Annotated in this window: 17 protein-coding genes; 1 reads left to right on the top strand and 16 read right to left on the bottom strand. The window is 70.1% G+C overall.

Going from position 1 to position 18,997, the window contains the following annotated elements; all coding sequences use genetic code 11:
• Positions 1-236 precede the first annotated feature (236 nt).
• The 6 genes from ABZY45_RS09890 to ABZY45_RS09865 all read right to left on the bottom strand — a co-directional run bounded on the left by ABZY45_RS09890 (position 237) and on the right by ABZY45_RS09865 (position 5,159).
• A complete protein-coding gene (locus ABZY45_RS09890) occupies positions 237-548 on the bottom strand; it encodes an FAD-dependent oxidoreductase (RefSeq protein WP_356737948.1) in 312 nt (103 codons plus the stop codon).
• Positions 549-661: 113 nt separating this feature from the next.
• Positions 662-1,099, bottom strand: a complete 438-nt coding sequence (locus tag ABZY45_RS09885) for a VOC family protein (RefSeq protein WP_356737946.1) — start codon at positions 1,097-1,099, stop codon at positions 662-664.
• Positions 1,100-1,240: 141 nt separating this feature from the next.
• Positions 1,241-3,091: a hypothetical protein gene (locus ABZY45_RS09880; protein ID WP_356737944.1), complete on the bottom strand. Its 1,851-nt coding sequence runs from the start codon at positions 3,089-3,091 to the stop codon at positions 1,241-1,243.
• Between the two features lie 429 nt (positions 3,092-3,520).
• A complete protein-coding gene (locus tag ABZY45_RS09875) occupies positions 3,521-3,982 on the bottom strand; it encodes a DUF6113 family protein (protein WP_356737942.1) in 462 nt (153 codons plus the stop codon).
• Entirely contained in the window at positions 3,979-4,893 is a 915-nt protein-coding gene (gene mshB / locus ABZY45_RS09870) for an N-acetyl-1-D-myo-inositol-2-amino-2-deoxy-alpha-D-glucopyranoside deacetylase (RefSeq protein ID WP_356737940.1), read from the bottom strand. The genes ABZY45_RS09875 and mshB overlap by 4 nt, the downstream gene beginning before the upstream one ends.
• A gap of 71 nt (positions 4,894-4,964) precedes the next feature.
• Complete coding sequence (locus ABZY45_RS09865; RefSeq protein ID WP_014154257.1) at positions 4,965-5,159, bottom strand: hypothetical protein; 195 nt, start codon at positions 5,157-5,159, stop codon at positions 4,965-4,967.
• Positions 5,160-5,325: 166 nt separating this feature from the next.
• On the opposite strand from ABZY45_RS09865, the gene ABZY45_RS09860 reads away from it, so the two are divergent.
• Positions 5,326-7,452 (top strand): prolyl oligopeptidase family serine peptidase, encoded by a 2,127-nt coding sequence (locus ABZY45_RS09860; RefSeq protein WP_356737937.1) that lies wholly within the window; start codon positions 5,326-5,328, stop codon positions 7,450-7,452.
• A gap of 9 nt (positions 7,453-7,461) precedes the next feature.
• Here ABZY45_RS09860 and ABZY45_RS09855 read toward each other — a convergent pair whose 3' ends face one another.
• From ABZY45_RS09855 to ABZY45_RS09810, 10 genes are all read right to left on the bottom strand, one after another.
• Positions 7,462-8,586 carry a hypothetical protein gene (locus ABZY45_RS09855; RefSeq protein ID WP_356737935.1) on the bottom strand — a complete coding sequence of 375 codons (1,125 nt, stop codon included), beginning with the start codon at positions 8,584-8,586 and terminating at the stop codon, positions 7,462-7,464.
• A gap of 203 nt (positions 8,587-8,789) precedes the next feature.
• Positions 8,790-10,052: a dipeptide ABC transporter ATP-binding protein gene (locus ABZY45_RS09850; protein WP_356737934.1), complete on the bottom strand. Its 1,263-nt coding sequence runs from the start codon at positions 10,050-10,052 to the stop codon at positions 8,790-8,792.
• Positions 10,042-11,019, bottom strand: a complete 978-nt coding sequence (locus tag ABZY45_RS09845; RefSeq protein ID WP_356737932.1) for an ABC transporter ATP-binding protein — start codon at positions 11,017-11,019, stop codon at positions 10,042-10,044. Before ABZY45_RS09845 ends, ABZY45_RS09850 begins: the two co-directional genes overlap by 11 nt.
• 13 nt (positions 11,020-11,032) lie before the next feature.
• A complete protein-coding gene (locus ABZY45_RS09840) occupies positions 11,033-12,025 on the bottom strand; it encodes an ABC transporter permease (RefSeq protein WP_356737930.1) in 993 nt (330 codons plus the stop codon).
• Positions 12,018-12,941, bottom strand: a complete 924-nt coding sequence (locus tag ABZY45_RS09835; protein ID WP_356737928.1) for an ABC transporter permease — start codon at positions 12,939-12,941, stop codon at positions 12,018-12,020. The genes ABZY45_RS09840 and ABZY45_RS09835 overlap by 8 nt, the downstream gene beginning before the upstream one ends.
• 149 nt (positions 12,942-13,090) lie before the next feature.
• Complete coding sequence (locus tag ABZY45_RS09830; protein WP_356737926.1) at positions 13,091-14,719, bottom strand: ABC transporter substrate-binding protein; 1,629 nt, start codon at positions 14,717-14,719, stop codon at positions 13,091-13,093.
• Between the two features lie 162 nt (positions 14,720-14,881).
• The gene (locus ABZY45_RS09825; RefSeq protein ID WP_356737924.1) at positions 14,882-16,024 is read right to left on the bottom strand and encodes a dipeptide ABC transporter ATP-binding protein; all 1,143 of its coding nucleotides are present in this window, start codon (positions 16,022-16,024) and stop codon (positions 14,882-14,884) included.
• The gene (locus tag ABZY45_RS09820) at positions 16,017-17,075 is read right to left on the bottom strand and encodes an ABC transporter ATP-binding protein (protein ID WP_356737922.1); all 1,059 of its coding nucleotides are present in this window, start codon (positions 17,073-17,075) and stop codon (positions 16,017-16,019) included. Before ABZY45_RS09820 ends, ABZY45_RS09825 begins: the two co-directional genes overlap by 8 nt.
• Before the next feature lie 11 nt (positions 17,076-17,086).
• Positions 17,087-18,028 carry an ABC transporter permease gene (locus tag ABZY45_RS09815; RefSeq protein WP_356737920.1) on the bottom strand — a complete coding sequence of 314 codons (942 nt, stop codon included), beginning with the start codon at positions 18,026-18,028 and terminating at the stop codon, positions 17,087-17,089.
• Entirely contained in the window at positions 18,021-18,950 is a 930-nt protein-coding gene (locus ABZY45_RS09810; protein ID WP_356737918.1) for an ABC transporter permease, read from the bottom strand. Before ABZY45_RS09810 ends, ABZY45_RS09815 begins: the two co-directional genes overlap by 8 nt.
• Positions 18,951-18,997: the final 47 nt, after the last annotated feature.

Below are 18,997 nucleotides of genomic sequence, written 5' to 3'. Positions count from 1 at the left end.
CCGCCGGCACACTCGGGCCGCGCGGAGTGGGGCACCCGCGCCCCCGCCCGGCCCGGTGAGCCCTCGGTGAGCGCGATCAAGCGGTGCCGAACAGTTCCACGAAGCGCCCCGTGAACAGATCCGCCCCCTTGTACGCGGCCACCGCCTCCGCCGGCAGCAGGGACACCTCACCCTCCGGCGAGGGCGCGGAGCCGCTCCGGCGCCTCGGCCGAGACGTCGGTGTCCGTCCTGGCCGGCTAGGGGTAACGCGAGCCGGTGGCGAGGACGAGGTGATCGGCCTCGATCCGCTCGCCGGACTCCAGGGTGACCCCACGGGGATCCACGGAAGCCGCCCGGCCCTGGACGACCCTGCCCCGGCTGAGCAGACGGCCGTAGGGGAAGAAGATGCTGCTCGCCCAGTCCGGCTGCACCAGCGCACGCAGGGACCCTGCCGCATGGACGAACGCGTCCTTGGGTTCCACGAGTACGACGTCGGCCTCCTCGGCCAGCGCCTTCGCCGCGGCGGCTCCCCCGTAACCGCCGCCGATGACCGCCACTGCACGACTCATGTGTCCCCACTCCCCCGTCGAGCGCCAATAGTTCGCTCCACGAACCATATTAGTTCGCATCACGAACCATAGCCCCGGACCTCAACACGGCCGGCCCGCGGCTCGGCCGGTCCTCAGAGCACGCAGAACTCGTGGCCTTCCGGGTCGGCCATGAGGACGTGGTCGGGCCGGCCTTGTGACTCGTACTCCCGGACGACGGTCGCACCGGCGGCTGTCAGCCGCTCGACCGCCTCGGTCACCCGAGGCCACCGGATCTCCCAGGGCGTCTGACGGCCGCCGCCCGCCTGTACGTCCAGGTGCAGCCGGTTCTTCACGGTCTTGGGCTCCGGGACCCTCATGAAGGACAGGTTCGGGCCGTGGCCGTCCGGATCACAGAGATAGGCACCGTCGTCCCACTCCTCCTCCGGAACGTCGTGGTGGGCGAACCACTGCTGCCAGTCGGCGAACCCGGCGGGCGGAGGCTTCTCCACGTACCCCAGCGCCGATGCCCAGAAGGCCGCCAGTGACTTCGGGTGCGCGCAGTCGATCGTCAGACTCCACATGGTCGACATCGATCGGTCTCCTCCCCGGGCCGCCCCGCGGCCGGCTCCTCATGGATGGTCCCGCACTGTCGCACACCGCCGCCGTACGGCGCCGCCCCCGCCCGGGAAGGTCCGGGCGGGGGCGGCGTCGTACGGTTGCTGCCAGGTCGGTCAGCCCTCGCCGTTCAGCTCGATCGCGACGGTGCGTTCGGCAGGAGTCTTGCCGAGCAGCGCGCCCTGCATGGCGTGGGCCACGTCGTCGGCGCTGACGGGGTACTGCTTGCCGTCGCCCTTGGTGATCATGATCCCGTCGAAGACGCCGTCGAGCAGGGTCTCGATCGCCTTCTTGTCGTAGACCGCGACCAGCTTGCCGTCCACCGGCTTCATGGACAGGATCTGCGGCAACGACCTCGCGGGGCCGAAGTCGATCTGCTTGGGCCCGGCCTTGATGGTCACCAGACCCGACATCGCGGGCTCGGCGAACTCCTTCATCGCCCGGTCGAGTTCGGCCTGGGTGACGGTGGGTTCGGTGGCGGCGACCGGCAGTTCCACGACGGCCGGCTCTCCGGTCTGCACCTGTGCGCGATAGGCATCGCGTACGGAGATCATCGACCGGTTGACGTCCAGCGACTTGCCCGGCTTGCCCGGTACGGCAACGGCCTTGTTCGGCTCGAACTTGATCGTGCCGTCGCTGGCGGAGCCGGAGACACCCGCCAGGTCGGTCAGCGCGACCCCGAGCTTCTCCTCGTCGACCGGGATCACCGGGTCGGCGGGGCGCGCCCCGCCGAACAGGGAGCCGATCACCGAGACCGGGTTGTAGTCGCTGCCCGCGGCACCGCGCACGGTCTCCTGGCTGTCCAGGGTCAGACCCGCCTTCTCGGGGGCGAGCTTCTCCTTCTTGCCGTCCACGGAGAGCTGCAGCGGCGCCTGGGCACGCTTGCCGAGCGCGGCCTCGAGCTTGGTGACCGCCTCCTCCTTGGTCCCGCCGCCGATGTCGACGCCGAGCACGGTGGTGCCCTTGGGGACCTCGGAGTGGTTCAGCAGGAGCCCCGCGCCGTAGGCCACGCCGAGCAGTACGAAGACGGCCACGCCCAGGAGGACCAGCTTGGAGCGGCCCTTCTTGGCGGGCGCGGCGGCCTGGGGCGCGGGCCGGGGCGCGGGGGCCGGCGTACCCGGATCCGCGGGTCCGCCGCCCGCGGGGCCCTCGGGCCGCAGCCCGCCTGGACCGCCGGGGAACGGGGAGCGGGTGTCGCGCGAGTCCGGCGGGATGACGGGGATCCCGCTGGTGAGCGTGTCGCCGGAGACGTTCCCGCCGGAACCGGAACCCGGGCCCGCGCCGGAACCCGGGCCGGGTGCCGGAGCCTGCGGCGTCAGGATGGCGGTGTCGTCCGACATCCTCGGCGGTTCGCCGCCGGGGCCGCCGGGCCGGGCGCCGGAGGGGCCCGGCCGGCTGCCGCCGGGGAAGCCGTCGAGGTTGGGGGTGAGCGCCGAACTGCCCGTGACCGGGCCGGTGGTGGGCCCGGAGGGGCCGGGGCCGCCGGGCGGCCTCGTACCGAGGTTCGGCGTGGGGCGCGGGCCGCCGGGGCCGCCCGCGCCGAGCGCGTCGAGGCCGCTGCCGCCCTGGCGTGCACCACCGGGGCCGCCGGGCCCCTGCGGGCCGTCCGGGAAGTGCGGCGAGTCCGTGCGGGGCGGCGTCGGCCCGGGACCGGAAGCGGGCCCACCGGCCGAGGGGCCGCCCGGGGCCGGAACACCGGGGCCCTGGCCGGGCGTGCCCGGGGCGGAACCCGAGGCCGCCGCACCCGCGGCGGGTGCCGGGGCCTTGCGCGGGGCGAACCAGTCGCTGCCGCTCTTCTCCCTCGCGGGCTTCTCGGCCGGCGCCTCGGCGACGGGACCACCGTCGCGCGGCTCCGGGCCGGGGCCGCCGGGCGGACCGGCCGGCGACGGCACGGGAGCGCCGGGCCTCGGGGTACTGCCGGTCCGCTCGGTGGCCGGACGGCCCCCGGTGGGATCGGTCTCACTCATGGGCGTACGCATGACGACAGGCGGGATGGGACGCGAACCCGGGATGTTGATCCGGATGCGCGTCGTCAGCGTCGTCTCGGTTCTGGGCTCCTCGGGCTGAGGCGGATCCGCAGGCTCCGGAGTCCCCTCCGCCCCCTCCTGAGACGGGTGCAGCGACGGATACTGGCGTGATCCGTACGGCGGCGTACCCGACGGGTACGCGGCTCCGCCGCGCCCCTGGGGCCCGGAGGACGAACTGTCAGTTTCACGACTCAAAGCAGGTTCTCCCGATTGGCTCCGCCGCCCGTACTTCCCCCGTGCCGCAGGCCAGGGGACGGCTCGGCGCGCGCACCACCATACTGGCCGCCGCCGTAAGACTCTCCGCGCCCGGGGGAATCAAGGATGCACCCACCGCCGTGCGGAGGGACAACCGGGAGCGGACATACCACCTCACGTGCCGGTTCCACCGGTGCCGTTGGCCGGATCCGGCAGCCGCGACATCGTGGCACACATCACAGCGGCGGCCATCCCCCCGAGCATGAAGAGCGCGAGGCCGAGTTCGGCGCCGAAGACGAAGTCGCCCTCGGGGCGCCCGCCGAGGAGGAGCACGACGGCGATGAACCAGCCGACGGCCGGTACCAGCGCGCCGAGCTGTGTACGGGTCAGCACCCGGCCGCCGTAGAACAGCCCTGCCGACGCGGCGAGCGCGAGCAGCAACCCGCCCGGGAACAGGGCCGCCTGGACGAGGGTGCCCGCGAGCCCGACGGCCGCGCCGAGCACCGCGAGGCCGACGTACATCGGGATACGCCGGGGGTTCGGGGGCGCGGCGAGTCCGGTGGGACCGGGGCTCCTGGGCGGGGCGTTGGTGCGCGGCGACTGCGACGAGGCGCGCTGCCTCTGCCTGCTGCTCATGTCTGTGCTCCCGGTGCGAGGGGCGCGTCGGTCAGGCCCGCGAAGAGGTCGCGCTCCCGCTCACCATGGTCCACGCCACGGACGCCCCGCACCAATTGGTAGTACTCGGTCGTGAAGACCGGCTGCCCGAGATCGTTCGAAAGAGCGAAGAACGGGCCGTCGACGGCGATCTGGGTGGCGTGTGCCCGCATGGCGGCGGTCTTCGCCTCCGCGTAGCCGGTCCCGTCGATCTCCGTGGTGATCTCCGCGTCGTCCACCACTCCGGGTACGTCGTCGATCGCCGCGATCCCGGGAAAGGCGTCCGGTGCGGTCTCCCGCAGTCTGGCGAAGCCCTCCTCGGCCACGGAACGGGGCACCCGGTTCCAGTAGATCTTGGCGACGGTGTGCGGGGCCGCGCCGTCCTCGTGGGCGGGGTCGGCGGCCAGGTCCGCGGCGCGCATCGCGACGCGGTGCGCCTGGATGTGGTCGGGGTGGCCGTAGCCCCCGTCCGGGTCGTAGGTCACAAGAACCTGGGGGCGCAGGGCCCGGATCACGCCGACGAGGTGCCCGGCGGCCTCGTCGAGATCGGCGGACCAGAAGGCGCCGGGCCGGTCGTTCTGCTCCGTGCCCATCATTCCGGAGTCACGGTAGGTGCCGGCGCCGCCCAGGAAGCGGTGGTCGCTCACCCCGAGCTCCCGCATCGCGGCGGCGAGTTCACCGACGCGGTGGTCGCCCAGGCCGCCGTCCCGGTCCCCTGCCAGGTGCGCGAGGCCGGGCGGGATGACCTCGCCCTCCTCGCCGAGGGTGCAGGTCACCAGGGCGACGTGGGCGCCCTCGGCCGCGTACCTGGCCATGGTGGCGCCGTTGTTGATCGACTCGTCGTCGGGGTGCGCGTGCACCAGGAGCAGACGGCGGGCGGGAAGGTCCTTCATGGGACCACCCTACGAGCAGACCGTCCCCCGCACGGACCGCCCCACGGTGTCCCGGCCGCCCGGGCCGCCCGTCAGAACTTGATGCCCCCGATCATTCCTGCCACGTTCGACGTCACCTCCGAGATGGTCGGTGCGATCGACGAGCTCGCGAGATAGAACCCGAGCAACATGCAGACCACCGCGTGTCCGCCCTTCAGTCCGGATTTCCGGATCAGCAGGAAGACGACGATCGCCAGCAGCACCACCGCCGAAATCGAGAGTGCCACGGCGGTTCACCTCCATCAGTACGGTCGGGACAGGCAGCACACATGGAGCCAGCAGGTTCATACCCACCGAGCGCTACGGATCATAACTATCCGTGCCGACGCATTGATCGGGGCACAGCAGCACGAGGGGCGCACGGACCGCCCGCCGCGGGCTAGGTTCGGAGCCATGACCTCGCAGAAGCTGTCTTTTCCGCGCCAGCACGCCCGGACCCAGCGGTTCACTCTCGGCGCACCTCGCGCCTTCACGGTCTCACCGGATGGGACGAGGGTGGTCTTCCTCCGGTCGCCCTCGGGCACCGACCGCGCGAACCGGCTCATGGTCCTCGACACCGTGACGGGCGAGGAGCGGGTCGCCGCCGATCCCGCCGCCCTGCTGGGCGGTTCGGCCGAGAAGCTGTCGCCGCAGGAGCGGGCCAGGCGCGAGCGGACCCGGGAGGGTTCTGCGGGCATCGTGGGCTACGCGGTCGACGAAGCGGCCGAGTTGGCGGCCTTCGCGCTCTCCGGCAAGGTGTACGTCGCCGAGTTGAGGGCGGGCACGGCGCGCGCCCTGCCCGTACCCGGCCCGGTGATCGATCCGCGCCCGTCCCCCGACGGCCGGCACATCGCCTACGTCTCCCGCGGCACGCTGCGCGTGGTGGGGGCCGAGGGCGACGGGGACCGCCCGCTCGCCGAGCCGGAGGAGGCGCATGTCTCCTACGGCCTGGCAGAGTTCGTCGCCGCCGAGGAGATGAGCCGCTACCGGGGCTTCTGGTGGTCGCCGGACTCGGAGCGCCTGCTCGTCGCCCGGGCTGACGACAGCGCCGTACAGCGGTGGTGGATCGCCGATCCCGCGCACCCGGGCAGCAAGCCCTCCGAGGTGGCGTATCCGGCGGCGGGGACGGCCAACGCCGAGGTGCGGCTCTTCCTGACGGATCTGGAGGGGGCACGCACGGAGGTTGTCTGGGACCGGTCGGTCTTTCCCTATCTGGCGCGGGTTCACTGGTCCTCGCACGGCGCACCGCTGCTTCTGGTGCAGGCCCGTGACCAGCGCAGTCAGCTGTATCTGGCCGTCGACACGGAGAGCGGCGCGACGCGGACCGTACATGTGGACGAAGACGGGATCTGGCTCGATCTTTTCGCCGGAGTCCCGGCGTGGGCTCCTGACGGGCAGCTCGTCCGGGTCGCCGACGAGGGCGGGGCGCGCGTGCTCTCGGTGGGCGACCGGCTGCTGACCGGCGGCCGGCTGCACGTCCAGGCGGTGCTGGACATCGGCGGGTCGGACCTTCTGGTCCAGGCCACGGCGGGCGAGGACGCCGCGGATCCGGAGACGGGCCAGAGCCATGTGTACCGGGTCAACGAGCTGGGCGTGGAGCGCGTCAGCGAGGGTCCGGGGGTGCACTCCGCGGTGCGCGCGGGCGGGGTGACGGTGCTGGTCTCGGCGTCCCCGGAGAGGCCCGGAGCGGACGTACAGGTCCTGCGGGACGGCAAGCGGATCGCCACCGTGGCGAATCTCGCCCAGGAGCCGTCGCTGCGGGCCCGGGTCCGGTTGACGGAGGGGGGCGCACGGCGCATCCCGTGCGCCGTGTTGCTCCCCACCGGCTATCAGGAGTCGGATGGTCCGCTTCCCGTCCTGATGGACCCGTACGGCGGCCCGCACGGCCGCCGGGTGGTGGCCGCGCACAATGCGCACCTCACGTCCCAGTGGTTCGCGGACCACGGTTTCGCCGTGATCGTCGCGGACGGCCGGGGCGCCCCGGGCCGCTCCCCGGCCTGGGAGAAGGCGGTCAGGGACGATCTGACCCTCAGTCTCGACGACCAGGTGGAGGCACTGCACGGGCTGGCCGGCAGCTTCCCCCTGGACCTCTCCAAGGTGGCGATGCGGGGCTGGTCGTACGGCGGCTACCTCTCGGCGCTCGCGGTGCTGCGGCGCCCGGACGTCTTCCACGCGGCGGTGGTCGGCGCACCGGTGACGGACTGGCGGCTGTACGACACCCACTACACCGAGCGCTATCTCGGCGACCCCGCCGAGCAGCCCGAGGTGTACGCCCGCAACTCGCTGATCACCGACGAAGGGCTGTCCGCCCCGGCCGGCGAGGCGCGGCCGATGATGATCGTCCACGGCCTGGCCGACGACAACGTAGTGGTGGCGCACGCGCTGCGGCTCTCCTCCGCGCTGCTGTCCGCCGGACGTCCGCACGAGGTGCTGCCGCTGAGCGGGGTGACGCACATGACGCCGCAGGAGCAGGTCGCCGAGAACCTGTTGCTGCTCCAGGTCGACTTCCTCAGGCGGTCCCTGGGGCTGTCCCGGGCGTAGACGGGGCGCTCACCAGCTGGGCGGCGGTGAGGAGGGCGGCGGTGGGGACGACCCCTGGCCGCCGCCCTGCGGGTAGCCGTAGCCGGGGGCCGGGCCCGAGGGGTGGCCGTATCCGGGTGTCCCCGTCTGCGGATAGCCGTATCCGGGCGTCCCGCCCGGCGGGTAGCCGTAACCCTGCGCACCGGTCCGCGGGTAGCCGTAGCCGCCGTACCCCTGGTTCCCCGTGCCGGTGTTCTCGAAGCCCCGGCGAGCCAGGACGAGCAGGACGACGGCCCCGGTGAAGGCGAGCAGGAAGGAGGTGAGCACGATGAGCTGGTACTCCGCCCCGAGGTCGCCGAAGCGGTCCAGCAGCCGGTGGTGGAAGGCCCGCGCTGTTCCGAAGCCACCCGAGACCAGCAGGAAGGCCGCGGCGATCATGCCCAGCGGCCGTGCGTGGACGGCCCGGAACAGCGCGGTCCAGGCCACCACGAGGCAGACCGTGGCCAGGGCCACGTTCCCCCAGCCGGGCGGCGCGTCGGTGAGCCCCATCGGGATGGCGCGACCGCCGATGAACCAGTCCGGATAGAGCGCGTCGGGCAGCGTGAAGAATTGCCGGACCTCCCAGGCGAGCAGGACGGCCCCCGAGGCGCCGAGCAGCAGGAAGGCCGTGACACCCGCCGCCTGCCCCGGCCGGGTCGGCAGCGGCTCGTAGGAGTCCTCGGGCTGCCTGCGGCCGGCCGCGCCGGTGATGACGAGCGCGAGACCCGCCGCCAGGACGGCGAAGGTGCCGACGAGGGCGCGGGTGCGCAGCTCGTCGCTGAAGCGTCCGTCCATCCAGGACGCTCCGACGGTCCAGACACCGGGCAGCCGCAGTACGAGGGTGACCACTCCGGTGGCGACGAGCGCGGAGGCCGCGATCGACGAGCGGAGCGCGGCGACAAGGGCGAGGACGCTCACGACGAGCAGCACCACGTCGGTCTGCGTGGTGGCGGGGAGCCGTTCCGGCCGGGCGTCGCTGTAGCCGGCCCAGTAGCGCAGCAGATCCGTGGGATCGCCGACGGCACGCAGGTCACGCACGATCCAGGCGGCGGCCACGGCCGCGAGCACGGCGCACAGCACCGCTCCGGTGATTCTGGCTCCCCGTGTGAGTATCACCCCAGCGATACTCCACCGCGGTCCGCCGATGGACAAGGGGACCTCTGGGAATCAGGGGGAACGGGTAACCGGCCGGGGCGACGTGATGAACGCCCCGGCCGGTTAACGGCACCCGCACGGCCGTACCTTGTCCATGGTGGTGCGTTCGTATATCGGTGCCGAGACGGTCAAGTTGCCTCCGTGTTAACGAAGATGAGGCTCATTTATCCTTCTTTGTCGCCTGTTTCACCCGTGGGCGGCGAGGCCGACGCGCCACCCTGCCCGGACCCGTCACCCGGCGCCCACGCGTCACCCTGCCGGGGCGCCTCCTCCTGACCCGGCATGGATTCCCGCCCGGGCGCTTCCTGCGGCACCACCCGCTTCTCCTCGGCGAAGTGGCATGCGGAGTCGTGCCGGGCCGGTGAGTCCACCTCCCTGAGGACGGCCGGCACCGCCAGCAGCGGCACCTCCAGCTCGCACCGCTCCTGCGCCTTCCAGCAGCGGGTGCGGAAGCGGCAGCCGGAGGGGATGTTGGCCGGCGAGGGGACGTCACCGTGCAGGATGATCCGCTCGCGGTGGTCCCGTGCCGACGGGTCGGGCACGGGCACGGCGGACAGCAGCGCCTGGGTGTAGGGGTGCGTGGGGTGGTCGTAGATCTCCTCGTCCGTGCCGATCTCGACGATCCGCCCGAGGTACATGACGCCCACCCGGTCGGAGATGTGCCGGACGATCGACAGGTCGTGCGCGATGAACAGGAAGCTCAGGCTGAACTCGGCCTGCAGCCGGTCCAGCAGGTTGACGACCTGGGCCTGGACCGACACGTCGAGGGCCGAGACCGGTTCGTCGGCGACGATGATCTCGGGGTTGAGCGCGAGGCCGCGGGCGATGCCGATGCGCTGGCGCTGACCGCCGGAGAACTGGTGCGGATAGCGGTTGATGTACTCCGGGTTGAGCCCGACGACGTCGAGCAGATCCTGCACCTTCTGCCGGCGGTTGCCCTTGGGGGCCACCTCGGGGTGGATCTCGTACGGTTCCCCGATGATGTCGCCGACCGTCATGCGAGGGTTCAGCGAGGTGTAGGGGTCCTGGAACACCATCTGGATGTTGCGGCGTACGGCCTTCAGCGCGCGGCCGGACAGCTTGGTGACGTCCTCGCCCTTGTAGCGGATCGAGCCCCCGGTCGGCGGCTCCAGATGCACCAGCATCTTGGCGACGGTCGACTTGCCGCAGCCGGACTCCCCCACGATGCCGAGCGTCTCGCCCGCCGCCAGGTCGAAGTCCACGCCGTCGACGGCCTTGACGGCACCGATCTGCTTCTTGAAGAGGATGCCCCGGGTGAGCGGGTAGTGCTTGACCAGGCCGCGCACCTGCAGGATCGGATCGCCCTCGGCGTACGGCCGCGTGCGGTCCGTCTCCCGCGCCTCGGAGAGCAGCGTGGAGCCCGCCGTTCCTGTGACTTCCTCGCGTCCCGCTCCGTCAGCGTGCATCGAGCGTCTCCTTCCAGAAGTGGCAGGCGCTCCGGCGTTCCTCGTCCACGGTGTAGAGCGGCGGCACGTCCGTGCGGCACACGGCCTGGGCCATCGGGCACCGGGGGTGGAAGGCGCAGCCGGGCGGGATGTGCAGCAGGTTGGGCGGCAGCCCCTTGATCGCGTAGAGCTCCTGGCCCTTCTGGTCCAGGCGCGGGATCGACCTCAGCAGGCCCTTGGTGTACGGGTGGGCGGGCGCCGCGTAGATCTCGTGGACCGGCGAGGTCTCGACGATCCGGCCGGCGTACATGACCGCGATCTTGTCGGCGACGTCGGCCACCACCCCGAGGTCGTGGGTGATGAGGATGAGCCCCATGTTGAGCTCACGCTGGAGCTCGGCGAGCAGCTCCATCACCTGGGCCTGGACGGTCACGTCGAGGGCGGTGGTGGGTTCGTCGGCGATGATCAGGTCGGGCTCCAGCGCCAGCGCCATGGCGATCATGATGCGCTGGCGCATGCCGCCGGAGAACTGGTGCGGGAAGTTGCCGACCCGTTCCCGCGCGGCCGGGATGCGCACCCGGTCCATCAGCTCGATGGCCTTGGCCTTGGCGTCCCCCCGGGACATCCCCCGGTGCACGACGAACATCTCGCCGAGCTGCTCACCCACGCTGAGCACCGGGTTCAGCGAGGACAGCGCGTCCTGGAAGATCATGGCCATCTCCTGGCCGCGGACCTTGCGCCGTTCCTCGGGCTTGAGCTTCAGCAGGTCGCGGCCCTGGAAGAGGATCTCGCCCCCGCTGATCTTCCCGGGCGGCGTGTCGAGGATGCCCATGATCGCCTGGGCGGTGACGGACTTGCCCGAGCCGGACTCGCCGAGCACGGCGAGGGTCTCTCCCTCGGCCACCGAGTAGTTGACCCCGTTGACGGCCTTGGCGACCCCGTCCCGGGTGTGGAACTCCACGTGCAGATCGCGCACTTCGAGCAACATGGCAGCGGACTCCTCAGCGCAGCTTGGGGTCGAGGGCGTCGCGCACCGCGTCGCCGAGCATGATGAAGGCGAGCACGGTGACGGCCAGCGCCCCGGCGGGCCAGAGCAGCATGTGCGGCGCGTTGCGGACGTACTGGGAGGCGGCGGAGATGTCGATGCCCCAGGAGACGGCCGGGGGCTTCAGACCGACGCCGAGGTACGAGAGGGTCGCCTCCAGCGAGATGTAGGTCCCGAGGGCGATGGTCGCGACGACGATGACGGGCGCGATGGCGTTGGGCATGATGTGGCGCAGCATCATCCGCGGGTTGGAGGCGCCCAGCGCCCTGGCCGCCTGGACGTAGTCGTTCTGTTTGGCGGTGATGACGGAACCCCGCGCGATACGGCCGATCTGCGGCCAGCCCAGCAGCACGATGAAGCCGATGACGGGCCAGACGGTGGAGCTGGTGACGACGGACAGGAAGACCAGCCCGCCGAGGACCACGGGGATGCCGAAGAAGACGTCCGTGATGCGGGAGAGGACGGCGTCCCACGCCCCGCCGAAGAAGCCCGCGAGTCCGCCCAGCACCCCGCCGAGCAGCGAGACCCCGACGGTGGAGAGGACGCCGACGGTCACCGAGGTGCGGGCGCCGTAGACGGTGCGGGTGTAGACGTCGCAGCCCTGGCCGTCGAAGCCGAAGGGGTGCCCCGGCTGGGAGCCCTCCTGGGCCTTGGCCAGGTCGCAGTTGAGCGGGTCCTGGTCCGTGATCAGCGAGGGCCAGATCGAGATGATCACCAGGAACAGGATGACCAGCCCGGAGATGATGAAGACGGGGTTGCGGCGCAGGTCCCGCCAGGCGTCGGACCAGAGACTGCGCGGCTTGCCGGCGGGACCGGTGCCCTCGGGGCCTCCGGGCGTCTTCTCCAGCGTGACGCCCTCGTCCATCGCGAGGTCCATGCCCCCGCCCGCACCCGCCCCCGAGATGGCCCCGCTGCCCGTCGTCTCGTCCCACGGCTTCTGCTCAGGCATAGCGGATCCTCGGGTCGAGTACGGCGTACAGGAGGTCGACGATCAGGTTCGCCGCCAGGAAGACGAGGACCAGGACGGTGACGAACCCGACGACGGTCTGGGAGTTCTGGCGCAGGATCCCCTGGTAGAGCTGGTAGCCGACTCCGTGGATGTTGAAGATGCGCTCGGTGACGATCGCCCCGCCCATCAGGGCGCCCACGTCCGTGCCGATGAAGGTGATGACGGGGATCAGGGAGTTGCGCAGCAGATGCCGTACGACCACCCGCCGGCGGGGAAGCCCTTTGGCCACGGCGGTTCGGACGTAGTCGGCGCGGGCGTTCTCCGCGATCGAGGTGCGGGTGAGCCGGGTGACGTAGGCCAGCGACACGGACGCCAGGACGAGGCCCGGGACGATGAGTTCGTCGACCGGTGCCTCCGGGGAGACGGAGGGCTTGATGATGCCCCACTCGACCCCCAGGAGCAGCTGGAGCAGCAGGCCGGTGACGAAGGTCGGCACGGCGATGACGACCAGGGTCAGGATGAGTACGACGGTGTCGACGGGCCGGCCGCGCCGCAGCCCGGTGACCACACCGAGGCTGATGCCGATGACGATCTCGAACACGATCGCCACGATGGTGAGCCGGATGGTGATGGGGAAGGCCGTGGCCATCAGCTCCGTGACCTTCTGACCGTTGAACGCGGTACCGAAGTCACCGGTGAAGATGTTGCCCATGTAGGTCAGGTACTGCTGCCACACGGGCTTGTCGAGGCCGAACTCGGTACGCAGCTGAGCGGCGGTCGCGGGGTCGCACTGGCGGTCGCCGCAGAGGCCCGCGATGGGGTCACCCATCACGTTCACCATGAGGAAGATCAACAGCGTGGTGCCGAAGAAGACGGGGATCATCTGCAGCAGCCGCCGGATCACATAACGTCCCATGCAGGGCTCCGGGGGTTGGGGAGGTGTCCGGCCGGTCAGGCCCCGCGAGCCCTGCGTGACCGGCTGGGCACCCCCTGGGCGAGCAGGCGTGAGGACCGGAAAGCCGGGTGGCCGGTGCGGTGTGCCGCACCGGCCCCCGGCTCAGGGGGTCACTTGACCTTGATCTGGTCGTACACCGGGACGCTGAAGGGGTTCAGGGAGACGTTCTCGACCCTGTCCGAGTAGCCCGCGCTGCCGTTCTGGTACCAGAGCGGGATGACGGGCATCTGCTCGACGAGGACCTTCTCCGAGTCCTGGAAGGTGGCGACGGCCTTGGCCTTGTCGCTCTCCGCGTTGGCCTTGTCGATCAGGTCGTCGAACTTCTCGTCGCTCCACTTGCCGTCGTTGGAGGGGGCGTTGGTGTAGTAGAGCGGCTGGAGGAAGTTCTGGATGAGCGGGTAGTCCATCTGCCAGCCCGCACGCCAGGCACCGGTCAGCTTCTGGGTGGAGACCTGGCTGCGGAAGTCGGCGAAGGTGCCGACGGGCCCGCCGACGCAGGCCTTGTTGTCGCCCATGACGTTGTTGATGCTGTTGCAGACCGCGTCGACCCACTCCTTGTGGGAGCCGGTGTCGGCGTTGTACGAGATCTTGAGCTGGCCGCCGGGGATGCCGCCGCCCTCCTGGATCATCTTCTTGGCCGCCGCCTTGTCGTACTCGCACGGGGAGCCGCAGAGCCCCTTCTTGAAGCCGCCCTCCTCGCCGAGGACCGGTGAGGTCCAGTCGGAGGCGGGGGTGCGGGTCTTCTGGAAGATCTGATCGGTGATCTGCTGCCGGTTGATCGCCATCGACAGGCCCTGGCGGACCTTGACCGCGTCGGGGGTGTTCCACTCCTTCTCGTAGAAGGGGAAGGCGAGCGTCTGGATGATGCCGGCCGGGGTGTTGATGTACCGGTCGCCCAGGTCCGCCTCGACGTTCTTGAGCTGCGAGGCGGGCACGTCGTCGACCAGGTCCAGGTTGCCCGCGGTCAGGTCGGTGTAGGCGGTGTTGTTGTCGGTGTACACCTTGAGGTCGATGCCGCCGTTCTGCGCCTTGTCGGCTCCGGGGTAGTCGTCCCACCTGCGCAGGTTCATCGACGAGCCCTTGGCGTACTGGTCGATGGTGTACGGGCCGTTGCCGACCGGCTTGGCGAGCCAGGCGTCGTGGTCGGAGTAGAAGGTCTTGGGCAGCGGCACGAAGGCCGCGTAGCCGAGGGTGTCGGGCCAGAGCGAGAACTTCTGCGACAGCTTGACCGTGAAGGTCGTGTCGTCGACGACCTTCAGGCCGGAGAGCGTGTCGGCACTGGCGGAGCCCGACTCGGGGTGGACCTTGTCGTAGCCGTCGATGTACTGGAAGAAGTAGGCGTTCTTCTGGTTGTTCTTCAGCGCGGCGCCGTAGTTCCACGCGTCCACGAAGGACTTCGCCGTGATCTTCTCGCCGTTGCTGAAGGTCCAGTTGTCCTTGATCGTGATGGTGAAGTTCTGCGAGTCCGTGCTGTCGATCTTCTCGGCGATCTCGTTCTCGGCCTCGCCGGTCTTGGGGTTGTAGCGCACCAAGCCCCTGAAGACCATGTCGAGCACCTTGCCGCCCTGCACCTCGTTGGTGTTCGCGGGCTCCAGGGGGTTCTGCGGGTCACCCCAGGACGAGCTCACGATCCCGTCGGCGCCACCTCCGCCACTGTCGTCCCCACCGCCGCAGGCCGTGGCCGTCAGGGCGACAGCGACGGCGCATGCGGCCCACCTGGCCTGTGTGGCTCCGCGCATGAAGTGCCTCCTAAGGTTCACGTGAGTAGCTCAATGCCTCATATCACCTCATATGACACTTCGTCGCATGTCGGCCTACGCCGTACGCCCTACAGGGTGCGGGAACGCGAGGACGCCCGGCCCCCAACGGGGACCGGGCGTCCTTGTCGCTTTTTCGCGGCACTAGGCCGCGTGCACGACATCCTTCTCCTCGGCGAAGTGGCACGCCGACTCGTGCGCGGCCGGCGTGTCCGTCGCCTTGAAGCGCTCGGGGATCGCCAGCAGCGGCACCTCGGTGGCGCACTTGTCCTGCGCCTTCCAGCACCGCGTGCGGAAGCGGCAGCCCGACGGCGGGTTCGCCGGCGACGGAACGTCACCGGAGAGGATGATCCGCTCGCGGCCCTCACGGGCATCGGGGTCCGGCACGGGGACCGCCGACAGCAGCGCCTGGGTGTAGGGGTGCGTCGGGTGGTCGTAGATCTGCGTGTCCGTACCGATCTCGGCCATCTTGCCGAGGTACATGACACCGACCCGGTCCGAGATGTGCCGGACGATCGACAGGTCGTGCGCGATGAAGAGGTAGGAGAGGTTGAACTCGTCCTGGAGCTTCTCCATCAGGTTGATGACCTGCGCCTGCACCGACACGTCGAGCGCGGAGACCGGCTCGTCGCAGATGATGATCTCCGGGTTGAGCGCGAGGCCGCGGGCGATGCCGATGCGCTGGCGCTGACCGCCGGAGAACTGGTGCGGGTACCGGTTGATGTACTCCGGGTTGAGCCCGACGACGTCCAGGAGCTCCTGCACCTTGCGGCGCCGGTCGCCCTTCGGGGCCACCTCGGGGTGGATCTCGAAGGTCTCCCCGATGATGTCGCCGACCGTCATGCGCGGGTTCAGCGAGGTGTAGGGGTCCTGGAACACCATCTGGATGTTGCGGCGTACGGCCTTCAGCGCGCGGCCGGACAGCTTGGTGATGTCCTGACCCTTGTAGAAGACCTCACCCGCGGTGGCCCGCTCCAGCGTCATCAGGAGCTTGGCGACCGTGGACTTGCCACAGCCGGACTCACCGACGATGCCCAGGGTCTCGCCCTGGTAGAGGTCGAACGAGATCCCGTCCACGGCCTTGACCGCGCCGACCTGCTTCTTGAACAGGATGCCCTGGGTCAGCGGGAAGTGCTTGACCAGGTTGCGCACCTGGAGGATCGGCTCCCCCTGCGAGACCGGCGCGTCGAGGGCCGCGACGGCCTCCGTCTCGGTGGCCGCGTTGACCGTCGCCACTTCGGTGACGTTCGGGGTGGCGTCCACGGACTCCTTGTCGAGCTCAGCCATGGATCGTCTCCTTCCAGAAGTGGCAGGCGCTGCCGCGGCCGACCAGCTCGGTGCCGTCCTGCTCGGTCACCGGGCGCAGGGCCGGGATCTCCGTACGGCAGATGTCCTGCGCCATCGTGCAGCGCGGGTTGAAGGCGCAGCCGGACGGCACGTGCAGCAGGTTGGGCGGCAGGCCCTTGATCGCGTAGAGCTCCTGGCCCTTCTGGTCCAGGCGCGGGATCGACTCCAGCAGGCCCTTGGTGTAGGGGTGCGCGGGGCGCTTGTAGATCTCGTGGACCGGGGCGGTCTCGACGATCCGGCCCGCGTACATCACGGCGATCTTGTCGGCGACGTCGGCGACGACGCCGAGGTCGTGCGTGATCAGGATCAGACCCATGTTGAAGTCGCGCTGGAGCTCCGCGAGGAGGTCCATGACCTGCGCCTGGACAGTCACGTCGAGCGCCGTGGTGGGCTCGTCCGCGATGATCAGGTCGGGCTCCAGGGCGAGCGCCATCGCGATCATGATGCGCTGGCGCATACCGCCGGAGAACTGGTGCGGGTAGTCGTTGACCCGCTCCTTGGCCGCCGGGATGCGCACGCGGTCCATCAGCGCGATGGCCTTGGCCTTGGCGTCCTTCTTGGAGAGGCCCTGGTGGACGCGGAACATCTCACCGAGCTGGTAGCCCACGGAGAGCACCGGGTTCAGCGAGGAGAGCGCGTCCTGGAAGATCATCGCGATCTTCCGGCCACGGATCTGCCGGCGCTCCTCGCCCGACATCTTGAGCATGTCCTGGCCGCGGAAGAGGATCTCCCCCTTCGGGATGCGGCCGGGGGGCATGTCCAGGATGCCCATGATCGCCTGCGCGGTCACGGACTTGCCGGAACCGGACTCGCCGAGCACAGCGAGGGTCTCGCCCGCGCTGACGCTGTAGTTGACTCCGTTGACGGCCTTGGCGACGCCGTCGCGGGTGTGGAACTCCACGTGCAGGTCGCGGACTTCGAGCAGCGGGCCGCTCGCGTCGTCCGAACCACGCGGAGCCGGGACATCCGCCGTCTTGTCGATGATGGTCATGTACGCCTCCCTCAGCGCAGCTTGGGGTCGAGGGCGTTGCGTACCGCATCGCCGAGCATGATGAACGCCAGAACGGTGATCGACACCATGACCGACGGGATGATCAGCACGAACGCGGCGTTGCGCAGCTGCTCCTGGCCGGAGGAGATGTCGACACCCCACGACACGGTCGGCTCGGCCAGCCCGATGCCCAGGAAGGACAGGGTGGCCTCGGCCGAGATGTAGCCGCCGAGCGCGATGGTCGCGACGACGATCACCGGGGCGATCGCGTTGGGCAGGATGTGCCGGAGCAGGATGCGGCTGGTCGAGGCGCCGAGCGCCTTGGCAGCCATCACGTAGTCGGCCTGCTTGATCGTCAGGACGGAACCGCGCGCGACACGGGCGATCTGGGTCCAGCCGAGGAAGGCCAGGGCCAGGATGACGACCCAGATCTTGCGCTCCTCGAACGAGGTGAGGACGACCATCGCGCCGAGGATGAACGGCACGCCGAAGAAGATGTCGGTGACCCGGGACAGGATCGTGTCGATCCAGCCGCCGAAGTAGCCGGCGAGCATGCCGACGACGGTGCCCAGGATCGTGACGAGGGCGGTGACGACGACGGCGACGGTGATCGAGGCCCGGGCGCCGTAGACGACACGCGCGTAGATCGAACGCCCCTGGATGTCGTACCCGAACCAGTCCTCCTGGAAGAAGTTCCCCCACTTGGGCTTCTGCAGGTAGTGGTGGGCCAGGTCCGCGTAGCGCGGGTCGGCGCCGGTGAACAGGCCGGGGAATATGGCCATCACCAGCAGGAAGACGATCAGGACGGCCGAGACGACGAACAGCGGGCTGCGCCGCAGGTCGTGCCAGGCGTCCGACCACAGGCTGCGGGGCTTGCCGACCGGTGCGACGGCAGCGGGTGCCGCCACGGCCCCGGGCGTGTCCGGGGTGGCTTTCTTGAGCGTCTCAGGCATAACGGATCCTCGGGTCCAGGACCGCGTAGAGCAGGTCGACGACCAGGCTGGCGACGAGATAGACGATGACGATCAGCGTCACGATGCCGACGACGGTGGCACCTTCGCGGTGCCGCAGCGCGTCGAAGACGGCGGAGCCGACACCCTTGACGTTGAAGATGCCCTCGGTGACGACGGCGCCGCCGAGCAGGGCGCCCAGGTCGGTCCCGAGGAAGGTGACCACGGGGATCATCGAGTTGCGCATCAGGTGGACCCCGATGATGCGGCGGCGCGGCAGCCCCTTGGCGACGGCGGTGCGCATGTAGTCGGAGCGCAGGTTCTCCGCGACCGAGGTGCGGGTCAGTCGTGCCACATAGGCGAGCGACAGGGACCCGAGCACGACAGCGGGCAGGATCAGCTCGTTCGAGCTCGCTTCCATGCTCACGTTGGGCTCGACCCAGCCGAGCTGGAAGGCGAAGAAGTACTGGCCGAGGAAGCCGAGTACGAACGACGGGACCGAGATGAGCAGCAGCGTCAGGACGAGCAGACCGCGGTCACGAAGGGTGTCGGCCTTCAGGCCCGCGAAGACGCCCATGGAGATACCGACGACGACCGTGAAGATGAAGGCAAACAGAGCCAGCCGGACCGTGATCGGGAACGCTTCCGAGATGATGTCGGCGACGGGCCGACCGCTCGCGATCTGCGTACCGAAGTCCCCCTGGAACAAGTTCACGAGGTAGTTCCAGTACTGGTGCCAGAGCGGCAGGTCGAGCCCGAGCTCCTTCTTCATTGCGGCGATCTGCGTGGGGTCCACGGTCTGTTCACCCGCGAGCGCGCGCACGGGATCGCCGGGCAGCGCGTACATCATGGCGAAGACCAGCAAGGTTGACCCGAGGAAGACCGGGATCATCTGGAGCAGTCGCCGCGCGACGTAACGCCCCATGTTTGCCTCCGAAAGGGATAAAGCAGCCCAGGGGCCGCTCTCCCGAT

Origin of the sequence: Streptomyces sp. NPDC006516, from assembly GCF_040611875.1 — a bacterium.
Classification (GTDB): domain Bacteria; phylum Actinomycetota; class Actinomycetes; order Streptomycetales; family Streptomycetaceae; genus Streptomyces.
The sequence above is the reverse complement of the archived record's forward strand: the minus strand, read 5'-3'. Positions and strand labels throughout refer to the sequence as shown.